A 13,714-nucleotide genomic window follows, 5' to 3' on the forward strand; every position below is an offset into this window, starting at 1 on the left:
AAACGTCGAACCGGGGTGCTCATAGGCGGAGACACTGGCCAGTCAGAGCCGGCAACGGCTTCATAGACGAGTACAGCCCTTTGGGCAGGGAAAATCTTGAAGTGCGGCTGGAATTTGGCGATAAGCACCCTGTTGGGTATCTGAAAGAACAACCATGCTGGCTGAGGCCGGCGAGCTCCGCGAGGCGGGGTGGTTGTTTTTCAATGCCAGGCACGGCCTGGCCCTTCATACCGTCGGCGGTTGCCGGGCTGGTGTTGGGCTGATCGGGTTGTGGGTTGGTCGTTGGTTGAGAATTGCACAGTGGACGCGAGCATCTTGTTTTCTGTGGTTAAGTTGTCAAGGGCGAACGGTGGATGCCTTGGCACCAGGAGCCGATGAAGGACGTGGGAGGCCGCGATAGGCCTGGGGGAGCTGTCAACCTAGCTGTGATCCCAGGGTGTCCGAATGGGGAAACCTGGCACGAGTCATGTCGTGTCATCCGCACCTGAATTCATAGGGTGTGTGAGGGGAACGCGGGGAAGTGAAACATCTCAGTACCCGTAGGAAGAGAAAACAACCGTGATTCCGTGAGTAGTGGCGAGCGAAAGCGGATCTAGCCTAAACCGGGTATGTGTGATAGCTGTCAGGCGTTGCATATCCGGGGTCGTGGGACCTGCTGGAGGTTACTGACATTGCCTCAAGAAGTTACAAAGTCACTCGTTAGTCGAATGGTGTGGGAAAGCCAGCCGTAGACGGTGAGAGCCCGGTAGACGAAAGCGTGTGACCTTCTTGCAGTGTTCCCGAGTAGCAGCGGACTCCTAGAATCTGCTGTGAATTTGCCAGGACCACCTGGTAAGGCTGAATACTTCCTGGTGACCGATAGCGGACTAGTACCGTGAGGGAATGGTGAAAAGTACCCCGGGAGGGGAGTGAAATAGTACCTGAAACCGTTCGCCTACAATCCGTCGGAGCCTTTAGGGGTGACGGCGTGCCTTTTGAAGAATGAGCCTGCGAGTTAGTGGCATGTGGCGAGGTTAACCCGTGTGGGGTAGCCGTAGCGAAAGCGAGTCTGAATAGGGCGTTTTAGTCGCATGTTCTAGACCCGAAGCGGGGTGATCTAGCCATGGGCAGGTTGAAGCGTGGGTAAGACTGCGTGGAGGACCGAACCCACCAACGTTGAAAAGTTGGGGGATGACCTGTGGTTAGGGGTGAAAGGCCAATCAAACTCCGTGATAGCTGGTTCTCCCCGAAATGCATTTAGGTGCAGCGTCGTGTGTTTCTTGCCGGAGGTAGAGCACTGGATGGTCTAGGGGGCCCACAAGCTTACTGAAATCAGCCAAACTCCGAATGCCGGTAAGTGAGAGCGCGGCAGTGAGACTGCGGGGGATAAGCTTCGTAGTCGAGAGGGAAACAGCCCAGATCGCCAGCTAAGGCCCCTAAGCGTGTGCTAAGTGGAAAAGGATGTGGGATCGCATGGACAACCAGGAGGTTGGCTTAGAAGCAGCCACCCTTTAAAGAGTGCGTAATAGCTCACTGGTCAAGTGGTTCCGCGCCGACAATGTAGCGGGGCTCAAGCACACCGCCGAAGCTGTGGCATTCACACTTTGTGTGTGGATGGGTAGGGGAGCGTCGTGCAGCGGGTGAAGCGGCGGAGTGATCCAGTCGTGGACGCTGTACGAGTGAGAATGCAGGCATGAGTAGCGAATGAAGGGTGAGAACCCCTTCCGCCGGATGACCAAGGGTTCCAGGGCCAGGCTAATCCGCCCTGGGTGAGTCGGGGCCTAAGGCGAGGCCGAGAGGCGTAGTCGATGGATAACGGGTTGATATTCCCGTACCCGCAAAGAAACGCCCAAGACGAACCTCGTGGTACTAACTGCCCAAAACTGGTGAGGACTTCGGTCTGAGCCGGCGGCGGCCAGGACCTTCACGGGTAGTAGTTTAGTGATGGGGTGACGCAGGAAGGTAGATGATCCCGGCCGGTGGTTGTGCCGGGGTAAGCGTGTAGGCCGTGTCATAGGCAAATCCGTGACACATATAGGTTGAGACGTGATGCCGAGCCGTTCTGGTGAAGTCATTGATCCTATGCTGCCGAGAAAAGCCTCTAGCGATGTTTCGAGCGGCCCGTACCCTAAACCGACACAGGTGGTCAGGTAGAGAATACCGAGGCGACGGGTGAACTGTGGTTAAGGAACTCGGCAAATTGCCCCCGTAACTTAGGGAGAAGGGGGGCCGGACGCGTGAAGCCCCTTTGCGGGTGGAGCGTGGTATGGCCGCAGAGAGCAGGGGGAAGCGACTGTTTACTAAAAACACAGGTCCATGCCAAGTCGTAAGACGATGTATATGGACTGACGCCTGCCCGGTGCTGGAACGTTAAGGGGACCTGTTAGCTCTTCGGGGCGAAGCGGAGAACTTAAGCGCCAGTAAACGGCGGTGGTAACTATAACCATCCTAAGGTAGCGAAATTCCTTGTCGGGTAAGTTCCGACCTGCACGAATGGCGTAACGACTTCCCCACTGTCTCAACCACAGGCCCGGCGAAATTGCAGTACGAGTAAAGATGCTCGTTACGCGCGGCAGGACGGAAAGACCCCGGGACCTTTACTATAGCTTGACATTGGTATCTGAATTCGATTGTGTAGGATAGGTGGGAGACTGTGAAGCTCGGACGCCAGTTCGGGTGGAGTCGTTGTTGAAATACCACTCTGTTGGGTTTGGGTATCTAACTTGCGGCCCTGATCGGGTCGAGGGACAGTGTCTGGTGGGTAGTTTAACTGGGGCGGTTGCCTCCTAAAGGGTAACGGAGGCGCCCAAAGGTTCCCTCAGCCTGGTTGGCAATCAGGTGTTGAGTGTAAGTGCACAAGGGAGCTTGACTGTGAGACTGACGGGTCGAGCAGGGACGAAAGTCGGGACTAGTGATCCGGCACTTGCGTGTGGAAGCGGTGTCGCTCAACGGATAAAAGGTACCCCGGGGATAACAGGCTGATCTTCCCCAAGAGTCCATATCGACGGGATGGTTTGGCACCTCGATGTCGGCTCGTCGCATCCTGGGGCTGTAGCAGGTCCCAAGGGTTGGGCTGTTCGCCCATTAAAGCGGTACGCGAGCTGGGTTTAGAACGTCGTGAGACAGTTCGGTCCCTATCCGCCGTGCGCGTTGGATACTTGAGAAGGGCTGTCCCTAGTACGAGAGGACCGGGACGGACGAACCTCTGGTGTGCCAGTTGTTCTGCCAAGGGCACGGCTGGTTGGCTACGTTCGGAAGGGATAACCGCTGAAAGCATCTAAGCGGGAAGCTCGCTTCGAGATGAGGTATCCCACCACCTTTGAGTGGGTAAGGCCCCCAAGAGACTATTGGGTTGATAGGCCGGAGATGTAAGCACGGTAACGTGTTGAGTTGACCGGTACTAATAGGCCGAGGGCTTAACCACCCTAAATTTTATGCTTAGCGTCCACTGTGTGATTCACAGCAAACGAACAACCACCCCGACCATGTGGTTCGGGTTGCTGGTTGGTTCTGCTGATGGCTGTTTCGGTGGTCATAGCGGAGGGGAAACGCCCGGTTACATTCCGAACCCGGTAGCTAAGCCCTCCAGCGCCGATGGTACTGCACTCGGGAGGGTGTGGGAGAGTAGGACGCCGCCGGACTCAACGTGAATGGAACGCCCACCCCGGAGACGGGGTGGGCGTTCCTTTTTATGCCCGGAAAAGGAAGAACGCCCCACCACCGTGATCGGTGGCGGGGCGTTTTGCGTTTGGGTGGGTGCTGTGGGCGTACGTTAATTGCGGGTTTGGATTGCTTCTCGCATTTGGCGCATCAAGGGGGCGGCTTCGGATTCGGGGCGGTCGGGGAACATGGCCAGGGCCAGGCTTCCGTGGTCGGCCCAGCCGCAGACGGAGAGGTCGCCGTTCTCGGTTTTGGTGGTTCCGCATTTCATGGTGCCGCCCAGGGCGCCGGCGTCGACTTCGTGGAGGCCGGTAACGGCGCCCTGTTCGTCGGAGATCAGGTCGAACGAGGTGTCCAGATCCTTGTCCGGGGACCAGAACAGGGTGGTGCCGCCGAAGAACAGGACGTTCTTCCCAGCGGTGGCGGTGTAGACGGCGCCGACCGTCTTGTCCAGGTCGACCTCGGCGGACAGGGCGGTTTGCAGGTAGTCCGCGGTTTCCTGAGCGTTCGCACCGGTGTCGAGGGTCAGCTCGCCGATCTGCGCGGGCAGGTTCAGCGTGGTGTCGCGCTGGCTGCTGATCTGCCAGTAGAACGCGCCCAGCGCGCCGACGCCGGCCAGGCCGACGGCGAGCAGCGAGGCGAGGACGATGGTGCGGGTCCGCTTGCGGCGGGAACCGGGCGGGGCGGCCTCGGAATCCGTCGACTCCTCGGGTGCGTCGTCGCCCAGAAGACTGAACGGCGCTTCCTGGATCTCGATCGGCGCGACCGGGGCCGGCTCCGCAGCGGAGGCGCTGGGAGAACCGGCGGTGCTGGGATCGGGATCGGGGGTGGGAGCGGCGGGAGGGGGCGTTGGCTGGCCGCGGTCCGACATCCCGCGAGCCTACCGTTATCCACAGGTGGCAGTGCGAATACCGGGTCGCGCTGGGGAATCCGTAGACTTGCCGGGTGACCGATGCAACCGATACCCGCACTCCCGACAGCCGGCCCACCGGTGGCCTCTCCGCTCAGTACCAGCCGGGCGACGTAGAGCAGTCGCGGTACGAGCGGTGGGTATCGCAGGGCTACTTCACCGCGGATCCGAAGAGTGACAAGCCGCCGTTCTCCATCGTCATCCCGCCGCCGAACGTGACCGGTTCGCTGCACGTCGGCCACGCCCTCGACCACACGATCCAGGACACCCTGGTGCGGCTCAAGCGCATGCAGGGCTACGAGGTGCTGTGGCTGCCCGGCATGGACCACGCCGGCATCGCCACGCAGAACGTGGTCGAGCGCAAGCTCGCCGAGCAGCAGCTCTCCCGGCACGACCTGGGCCGGGAGAAGTTCGTGGCGAAGGTCTGGGAGTGGAAGGCCGAGTCCGGCGGCGCGATCCTCGGGCAGATGCGGCGGCTGGGTGACTCCGTCGACTGGTCCCGGGAGCGCTTCACCATGGACGAGGGGCTCTCCCGCGCCGTCCAGACGATCTTCAAGCGGCTGTACGAGGACGAGCTGATCTACCGGGCCAACCGGATCATCAACTGGTGCCCGCGCTGTCTCACCGCGCTCAGCGACATCGAGGTGGAGCACACCAACGACGAGGGTGAGCTGGTCTCGATCCGCTACGGCGAGGGGGAGAACGCGATCGTCGTCGCCACCACCCGGGCCGAGACGATGCTCGGCGACACCGCGGTGGCCGTGCACCCCGACGACGAGCGGTACAAGCACCTGGTCGGCACCGAGGTGGAGCTGCCGCTGACCGGCCGCCGGATCCCGATCGTGGCGGACGAGCACGTCGACCCGGCGTTCGGCACCGGTGCGGTCAAGGTGACCCCGGCGCACGACCCGAACGACTTCGAGATCGGCCAGCGGCACAACCTGCCGAGCCTGACCGTGATGGACGAGCGCGCGGTGATCACCGTGCCCGGCCCGTTCCAGGGGCTGGACCGTTACGAGGCCCGGCCGGCCGTGGTCGCCGCGCTGCGCGAGCAGGGGCGGATCGTCGCCGAGAAGCGGCCGTACGAGCACTCGGTCGGGCACTGCTCGCGGTGCAAGACCACGGTCGAGCCGCGGCTGTCGCTGCAGTGGTTCGTCAACACCACGCCGCTGGCGAAAGCGGCCGGCGACGCGGTCCGGGACGGCCGGGTCACGATCGAGCCGGAGGAGCTGTCGAAGCGGTACTTCGCCTGGGTCGACAACATGCACGACTGGTGCATCTCCCGCCAGCTGTGGTGGGGCCACCGGATCCCGGTCTGGTACGGGCCGGACGGCGAGGTCGTCTGCGTCGGGCCGGACGAGCAGCCGCCTACCGGTGACGGCTGGACGCAGGACACCGACGTGCTGGACACCTGGTTCTCGTCGGGACTGTGGCCGTTCTCCACGCTGGGCTGGCCGGAGCGCACGCCCGAGCTGGAGAAGTTCTATCCGACCAGCGTGCTGGTCACCGGCTACGACATCCTGTTCTTCTGGGTCGCCCGGATGATGATGTTCGGGCTCTACGCGATGGACGGCGTGCAGCCGTTCAACGTGGTCAACCTGCACGGCATCGTCCGGGACCAGTTCGGCAAGAAGATGTCGAAGTCGTTCGGCAACGTGGTGGACCCGCTGGAGTGGATCGACAAGTACGGTGCCGACGCCACCCGGTTCACCCTGATGCGCGGGGCCAACCCGGGCTCCGACGTGGCCACCAGCGAGGAGTGGTGCCAGGGCTCCCGCAACTTCTGCAACAAGCTGTGGAATGCCACGCGCTTCGCGCTGATGAATGGCGCGACGGTGACGGGTGACCTGCCCGCCGCGAGCGAGCTGAGCACGATCGACAAGTGGATCCTGTCCCGCCTGCAGCACACCATCGCCGAGGTCAACGAGCAGTTCGACTCGTACGAGTACGCGAAGGTCTGCGACACGCTGTATCACTTCGCCTGGGACGACGTCTGCGACTGGTACGTCGAGCTGAGCAAGCCGGTGCTGGCGCAGGACACCGCCGAGGCGGCGCGCAGCCGGCGGGTGCTCGGGCACGTGCTCGACCAGCTGCTGCGGCTGCTGCACCCGGTCATCCCGTTCGTCACCGAGGAGCTGTGGATCGCGCTCACCGGCGGCGAGACCGTGATGACTTCGGCCTGGCCGGCCGTCGACCACGCGCTGGTCGACGACGCCGCCGAGGAGGAGCTGGCCGCCCTGCAGAAGGTGGTCACCGAGGTCCGCCGGTTCCGGTCCGACCAGGGCCTCAAGCCCAGCCAGCGGGTCTCGGCCGCGCTGACCGGGCTGGGCAACGTCGGGATCGACACGCACGAGGCGCTGATCCGGTCGCTGGTCCGGCTCGACGCCCCGGCGGCCGACTTCACCGCGACCGCCACCCTGGCGGTCACCGGTGGGATCACCGTCGACCTGGACACCCGCGGGGCGATCGACGTCGCCGCCGAGCGTGCCCGGCTGGAGAAGGACCGGGCGGCCGCCGAGAAGGAGGCCGCGCAGTGCCGGGGCAAGCTGGGTAACGAGGCGTTCGTCGGCAAGGCGCCGGAGGCCGTGGTCGCCAAGATCAAGGACCGGCTCGCGGCCGCCGAGGCCGACCTGGTCCGGATCGCCGCCGCGCTCGAGGCGTTGCCGGCGGCATGACTCGCTTGCGGGATCCACGTGGTCCCGCCTGAAGGAAGCTGGACATGAGCGAGTACACCGAGGTCGAGGCCGCGCTCAACGAGCGCGGCTTCACCCGCATGGTTTTCGACATGCAGAAGATCCGGGACCTGATGGACGTGCTGGGCAGCCCGCAGCGGGCGTACCCGGCCATCCACCTGACCGGCACCAACGGCAAGACCAGTACGGCTCGCATGATCGACTCGCTGCTACGGGCGTGCGGGCTGCACACCGGGCGATACACCAGCCCGCACCTGGAGACCGTCCGGGAGCGGATCAGCCTGGACGGCGAGCCGGTCTCCGAGGAGCGGCTGGTCGGGACGTACCGGGAGATCGCGCCGCTGGCCGAGCTGATCGACGCGCGCAACACCGAGCCGCTGACCTACTTCGACATGACCACGGCCATGGCGTACGCGGCGTTCGCGGACGCGCCGGTGGACATCGCGGTCGTCGAGGTGGGGCTGGGCGGCGAGGAGGACGCCACCAACGTCATCGAGGCGGGCGTCTGTGTGCTGACCCCGATCGGGCTCGACCACACCGAGTGGCTCGGCGACACCATCGAGGACATCGCCTGGGCCAAGGCCGGGATCATCCACAAGGGCGCCACCGTGATCACCGCGCTCCAGGACGAGGAGGCCATGCGGCCGATCCTGGAGCGCTGCGCCGAGATGGGCGCCACCCTGGCCCGGGAGGGCAGCGAGTTCGGAGTGGTCCAGCGGACGCAGGCCGTCGGCGGGCAGGTGCTCGTCCTGCAGGGCCTGGGCGGCGTCTACGAGGAGATCTTCCTGCCGCTGTTCGGCGCGCACCAGGCGCAGAACGCCGCGCTCGCGCTGGCCGCGGTCGAGGCGTTCCTGGGTGCGGGGCCGAACAAGCAGATCGACATCGACCTGATCCGCGAGGGTTTCGCCCAGGTCGACTCGCCGGGCCGGCTGGAGCGGGTGCGCAGCGCGCCGGCGATCCTGCTGGACGGGGCGCACAACCCGCACGGGATGGCCGCCACGGTGACCGCGCTGGAGGAGGAGTTCAGCTTCCGGCACCTGGTCGCGGTGCTCGCGGTGCTCGGCGACAAGGACGTGACCGGGCTGCTCGACCTGCTCGAGCCGGTCGTCGCCCGGATCGTCGTGACGCAGAACAGCTCGCCGCGCTCGATGCCGGTGGCCGAGCTCGCGCAGCTCGCGGCCAACGTGTTCGGTGAGGACCGGGTGACGGTCGCGGAAACCATGCCGGACGCCATCGAGGAGGCCGTGGTGCTCGCCGAGGAGGACGCGTCCGGCGAGCTCAGCGGGGTCGGTGTGCTGATCACCGGCTCGGTGGTGACCGTCGCGGACGCGCGGAAACTGCTCAAGCGATGACCGCGCCGGGACCTGAGGAGGACGCGATGCCCGCTGAGGGCCAGGCAGGCGCCGCGCCGCGGCGTTCCGGTCTGAAGAATCCCGAAGCTGCCGTACGCGGTTTGGGCGCGGGCACGCTGGCTCTCGAGGCGATCGTGCTGCTCCTGGCGATCCAGCCGATCCGGATCCTCGGCGGTGACCTGAGGGGCTGGCAGATCGGGCTGGTGATCGGTCTGGCGGTGGTGGCGGCGCTGCTCGCCGGGTGCATGCGGCGGCCGTGGGGTTGGGGTACCGGGACGGCGCTGCAAGTGGCGCTGCTCGCCGGCGGGCTGGTGGTGCACTGGTCGATCACCGCGCTCGGGGTGATGTTCGGGCTGGCCTGGGCCTATGCAACGTATGTCCGGCGGTCGATCCTCGGCTGAGCCGGTCGAGACCAACGAGAAAGGGGAGCCACCGAGGTGGCTCCCCTTTCTTCGTTCAGGACTCGGGGTTGGGGCGGATGGCTCGCCACTGGGTGATGGCGATGTTGTGGTTGTCCGGGTCGCGGAAGGTGGCGGACCAGAGTTCCAGCTTGTCGCCGCGGTTGACCGGGCGCGGGGAGTGGACGAACTTGACGCCCTTGGCCTTCAACTCGTCGTGCACCGCCTCGATGTCGCCGACCTCCAGGTTGAGGTAGATCTGGCGGCCCGCTTCGGAGGACAGGTTGGGTACGGCTCGGAGCACCACCCGGGTGTCGCCGGAGGCCAGCACGGAGGAGCCCTCGCCAGCGTCGATCTCGAAGAAGCCGAGGGTGTCCCGGTAGAAGACGATCGAGCGGGCCAGTTCGGTGACCAGGATGGTGATGCCGACCCCGTGGATGGCGCCGGCCGGGCCGGGGCGGGCGCTCGGATAGGCGGTGATCACCTCGGCGGCGTGCTCGTCGGGCTCGGAACGGCCGGAGAAGTCGCCCCATGGGCTCCCGGTGGGTTTGGCGGGGGCCAGGGGGACCGTGGGAGCGTCATCGATCACCGGGGTCTCGGCGGTCGGCGATTTCTCGGCCACGGATTCGTCGGTGGCGGGTCCGCCGGCCACCGGTCCGCTCGTGGCCGGTTCGTTGCCTGCGGGATAGGCAGCTATCGGTCCGGTCGCGGCCGGTTCGTTGCCTGCGGGATAGGCAGCTATCGGTCCGCTCGCGGCCGGTTCGTTGTCCGCGGGATCGGCAGCTACCGGTCGGCTCGCGGCCGGTTCATTGCCCGCGGAATCGCCGGTCACCGGACCGCTTCCTGCCGGTTCGGTGCCTGCGGGATCGTCGGTCGCCGGACCGCTCGGTGCCGATTCGCCGGTCGGAGGCTCGCTGTCGGTGGGCCTGGTGGGCGCCGGCTTCTCGGCGGTCGGGTCGTCGGCAGGGGGCGCGACGACGCCGGTGGCTACCGCGGTAGCGGCGGCCGGGGTGAGCTCCGGAGGGGTGTCCGGGTTGTCGTCGAGGGGGATGTCGATGTCGTCCGGGGGGAGGGTAGGGCCGGACGGGCGCGGGGTGGCCGGTGGCGGCGCGGTGGGGAACGGCCGGTCCGGCGCCGGAGCTGTCGGCGGGGGTGCCAGCGGGGTCGGGGCGGCGGAGGCCGACGACGTGGTGGGCTCCGGGTGCGGCTCGGACCGGTAGGCGGCCGGGGTTGGCTCGGGCCGGGTTGCGCCCGCCGGGCTGGGGCCGGCGGCGGCTGACGCTGCCGACACGTCCGGGGCGCTGGTGGCGGAGTCGGACAGGTCCGAGGTGCCGGTGGCGGAGCTGGGCAGGTTCGAGGTGCCGGTGGCGGAGCCGGTGCCGGAGTCGGACAGGTCCGCCCGGGGAACAGCCGAGGCGGCTACGTCCCGGCCGGGTGCGGCGGAGGCCGACATGTCCGGGGCGCCGGTCGCGGAGGTGGGCGCGTTCGGTGCGGGATCTGGGTGGTCGGTGTCGGCTGAGGGGTACGCGCTGGTGGGGAACTCGATCGTCGGGTGGTCGGCGTCGTCGTCCTCGTCGGGCTGTGCCGTCGGCGCGGGCTTGCCGGCAGGGTCGGTGGGTGTGGATTCGTCGGCCTGGGCCGTGGGCGCGGGCTTGTCGGCAGGGTCCGTGGGTGTGGACTTGTCGGCCTGGGCCGGGGGCGTGGATTCGGCTGGTTCGCCGGGCTGGGTGACGAAGCGGGTGCGGCCGGAATGGGTCGACGCCGGTGTGGGGGCGTGGGTTTCCGGCTCGGTGGTCGCGGCGGTGGGCTCCGGGGTGGAGGTGGCCGGCTCGTCCGGGGCGGTCCGGCCCTTCGTCGCCGCCACAGCGGCGGCGCCTGCCACCGCAGCCCCGGCGGCAGCGGCGGCCGCGGTGGACTTCGATGCAGTGGACTTCGGTGGGGTGGGCTCGGCCGGGTCGTCGAGGGGGATGTCGATCAGCGGGTCGATGTCCTGGTCGTCGAGCGGGACTCGCTGGGTGGGCGGGCGGCCGTAGTTTGCCGGGGCCTCCGTGGCCGGTGGCTGCGGGTTGCCGGCGCTCGCCGGGGCTTCCGTGGCGGAGGGCTGCGGTTGGCGGTAACCGGCGGGGGCCTCTGTCGCCGTGGATCCGGCCGGGGTCTCCGTCGCCGTGGATCCGGCGAGGGGCGTGATGGTTTCCGGCTCGGCCGTTGCGGTTGCGGCTGTTGCGGTGGTGCGTCGCTTGGGGCTCGGGCGGGAGCCGGGCGGGCGTGTGGTGCTGGTGCGGGAGGCAGAGGCGGCCGCGCCGGCGGCGGCGAAGGCCGCCGCACCGGCGGCAGCGCCCGAGGCCGCCTCGTAGCGGGACGTTTCAGCGGTGTCGGGCCCCGAATAGGCCGAAGGGGCGTCGGACCGGGAGTAGTCGGTGGGCGCCTCGGACCGTGAGTAACTGGCGGGAGCGTCGGACCGCGAGTAGCCGGCGGACGCGTCGGACCGTGAGTAGCCGGTGGGAGCCTCGGACGACGAATAGTCGGCGGAAGCTTCGGACCGTGAGTAACTGGCGGGAGCCCCGGTCCGGGAGGAGCCGGCGGGTGTCTCGGACCGTGAGTAGCCGGTGGGAGCCTCGGATGACGAGTAGTCGGCGGAAGGTTCTGTCCGTGAGTAACCGGCGGGGGCTTCGGTTCGGGCGGAGTCGGCGGGAGCTTCGGAGCGGGAGTAGGCGGCGGGGGGTTCGGACCGTAGGTAGCCGCTGGGGGTGGCGGACTGGGTGTGGGCCGGTGAGGTGGGGGGTGGTGGGTAGTCCGCGCCGCTGGGGGTGGCGGCGGCGTAGGAGGCCGGGGCTGGGGGTGGCGGGTAGTCGAAGCCGGCGGCGTAGCTGCTCGTCGACGGGGGAGGCGGTGGGGGGAAGTCGGACGAGGCCGCGTAGGTGGCGGCGGAGGGCGCTGGGGGTGGCGGGAAGTCGAAGGAGTCTGATCCGCCGGACGGGTAGTTGGCCGAGGACGGGCCCGGAGGTGGCGGGTAGCTGGCGGAGGGCCAGGCCTCGGAGGAAGCGCCCGAACCGGGGCGGTCAGTGGCGGTGCCCACGGTGGTGCCGCCGGTTGCGGCTGTGGCCTGACCGGCGGACGTGCCTGCGGCCGGCCGGGCGCTGGTGGTGGCTGAGGAAGAGTCGGTAGAGGTGCGGCTGCCTGCGGACGAGTCGGCGGCGAAGGACCCGGCGGTGGGGTCGGCAGCGGAACCGGTGGCTGAGGTGGCGTGGGGAGGGCCCGAGGGTGAGCCGGTGGCTGAGGTGGCGTCGGCCGGGCCAGCGGGTGAGCCGGTGGCTGAGGTGGCATCGGGAGGGCCAGCGGGTGAGCCGGTGGCTGGGGCGGTCGCGGGTGAGCCGGTGGCTGAGGGGGCCCCGGGTGGAGCGGTGGTCGGGCCGGCGGCGGCTCGGCGGGGGAGGGGGGTGGCCTGGTCGTCGGTGGTGACCAGTTGGCCCTCGACCACCTTGCCGTGCGGGGTGTCCCGGACCACGACCGGAGTGGTCACCCGGTCGTCCGGGAAGGTCGTGGCCGGCTCGGCGTCGTCGGGCGAGGTGAAGCCGGACTCCTCGCGGCCCTCCCACGGGCTGGGGGCGACGGCGCCCAGGACGTCGTCGTCCGTTTCCTCCTCCGGGTCCTCGCCCAGGTCGGGTTGTGCCGGCGGGGGCGGGTCGCCGGCCGGGCCGACGTCTGCCGCCTCCTTCCAGTTGATCCGGACGCGGCGGGTGTCGTCGACGTCGACGGTGATCGGCACGGTCGAGTTGATCGCCGGCCACTTGGCGACCGGCACCCGGCCGTCGCGGATCACCTTGTCGAACGTGCCCAGGCCGGGCGCGACCACGATGGCCTTGATCTCGGCGCGGCCGTAGGCGCCGGCGAGCGGTGGCGGGGTGATGTCGACGATCTCGGCGGTGCCGGCCACGGTGGCCCGGCCACTACGGCGTACATTGCTCAGCATCGCGAGCGCGATGGCTATCGCCAGCAGGACGAAGCCGAGGATCGCCACGGACCAGCTCAAGAGCCCGAGTCCGTAAACGATCATAAAGACCGCGATCGTGCCCATGACCACCGCCATCAACTTGCGTGCCGGTGCGATGGGTCGGCCGGTCTGGTTCGCCACTGTGGACCTCCCGTTGTTCCCGTCAGGTTATGACCCGCCGGTCACTGAGCGAAAGTGCGGTAGTACCGACATCGTCGCTCGCCGTGTCGGAGGTACCGATAGGCTGAACCTCAGGCGTTTCGGCCTGTCGTCTTCCGGAGGAATCACGTGTCCAGCACCACCGAACGTTCGCTCGTGCTCATCAAGCCTGACGCGGTTCGCCGCGGTCTGCTCGGCGAGATTCTGTCGCGTTTCGAGCGTAAGGGGCTGGTCGTCGAGGCGCTGGAACTGCGCACGATGGATGCCGAGTTGGCTGATCAGCACTACGCCGAGCACGTTGACAAGGCGTTCTACCCCCCGCTGAAGGGGTTCATGACCAGCGGCCCGCTCGCCGCCCTGGTGCTCTCCGGTGACTCGGCGATCGAGGTGATCCGCGCCATGATCGGCGCGACCGACGGGCGCAAGGCGGCGGCCGGCACGATCCGTGGCGACCTGGCCCTGTCCAACCGGGAGAACCTGGTGCACGCCTCGGACTCGCCGGACAGCGCCAAGCGCGAGCTGGCGCTCTGGTTCCCCCACCTCTGATCCCGTCGTGGCTGTCCGCCGCTGAT

Annotated in this window: 6 protein-coding genes and 2 rRNA genes; 6 read left to right on the forward strand and 2 right to left on the reverse strand. The window is 67.3% G+C overall.

The window, feature by feature from the left end; genetic code table 11:
• The first annotated feature begins 326 nt into the window (after positions 1 to 326).
• A 23S ribosomal RNA gene (locus tag Aiant_RS27605) occupies positions 327 to 3,403 on the forward strand.
• A gap of 100 nt (positions 3,404 to 3,503) precedes the next feature.
• Positions 3,504 to 3,620 (forward strand): 5S ribosomal RNA (gene rrf, locus Aiant_RS27610).
• A 131-nt stretch (positions 3,621 to 3,751) separates the two neighbouring features.
• Here rrf and Aiant_RS27615 read toward each other — a convergent pair.
• Entirely contained in the window at positions 3,752 to 4,510 is a 759-nt protein-coding gene (locus tag Aiant_RS27615; protein ID WP_189336239.1) for a hypothetical protein, read from the reverse strand.
• 74 nt (positions 4,511 to 4,584) lie between these two features.
• On the opposite strand from Aiant_RS27615, the gene Aiant_RS27620 reads away from it, so the two are divergent.
• The 3 genes from Aiant_RS27620 to Aiant_RS27630 are packed head-to-tail and all read left to right on the forward strand — an operon-like array spanning position 4,585 to position 8,995.
• The gene (locus Aiant_RS27620) at positions 4,585 to 7,224 is read left to right on the forward strand and encodes a valine--tRNA ligase (protein ID WP_189336238.1); all 2,640 of its coding nucleotides are present in this window, start codon (positions 4,585 to 4,587) and stop codon (positions 7,222 to 7,224) included.
• A 44-nt stretch (positions 7,225 to 7,268) separates the two neighbouring features.
• Entirely contained in the window at positions 7,269 to 8,594 is a 1,326-nt protein-coding gene (locus Aiant_RS27625) for a bifunctional folylpolyglutamate synthase/dihydrofolate synthase (protein WP_189336237.1), read from the forward strand.
• 26 nt (positions 8,595 to 8,620) lie between these two features.
• The gene (locus tag Aiant_RS27630) at positions 8,621 to 8,995 is read left to right on the forward strand and encodes a DUF4233 domain-containing protein (protein WP_229831400.1); all 375 of its coding nucleotides are present in this window, start codon (positions 8,621 to 8,623) and stop codon (positions 8,993 to 8,995) included.
• 55 nt (positions 8,996 to 9,050) lie between these two features.
• Here Aiant_RS27630 and Aiant_RS27635 read toward each other — a convergent pair whose 3' ends face one another.
• The gene (locus Aiant_RS27635; RefSeq protein ID WP_212846528.1) at positions 9,051 to 13,022 is read right to left on the reverse strand and encodes a VOC family protein; all 3,972 of its coding nucleotides are present in this window, start codon (positions 13,020 to 13,022) and stop codon (positions 9,051 to 9,053) included.
• A gap of 249 nt (positions 13,023 to 13,271) precedes the next feature.
• Here Aiant_RS27635 and ndk point away from each other — a divergent pair, with 249 nt between their 5' ends.
• The gene (ndk, locus tag Aiant_RS27640) at positions 13,272 to 13,688 is read left to right on the forward strand and encodes a nucleoside-diphosphate kinase (protein WP_189336234.1); all 417 of its coding nucleotides are present in this window, start codon (positions 13,272 to 13,274) and stop codon (positions 13,686 to 13,688) included.
• Positions 13,689 to 13,714: the final 26 nt, after the last annotated feature.

This window comes from Actinoplanes ianthinogenes (assembly GCF_018324205.1).
Taxonomy (GTDB): Bacteria; Actinomycetota; Actinomycetes; order Mycobacteriales; family Micromonosporaceae; genus Actinoplanes; species Actinoplanes ianthinogenes.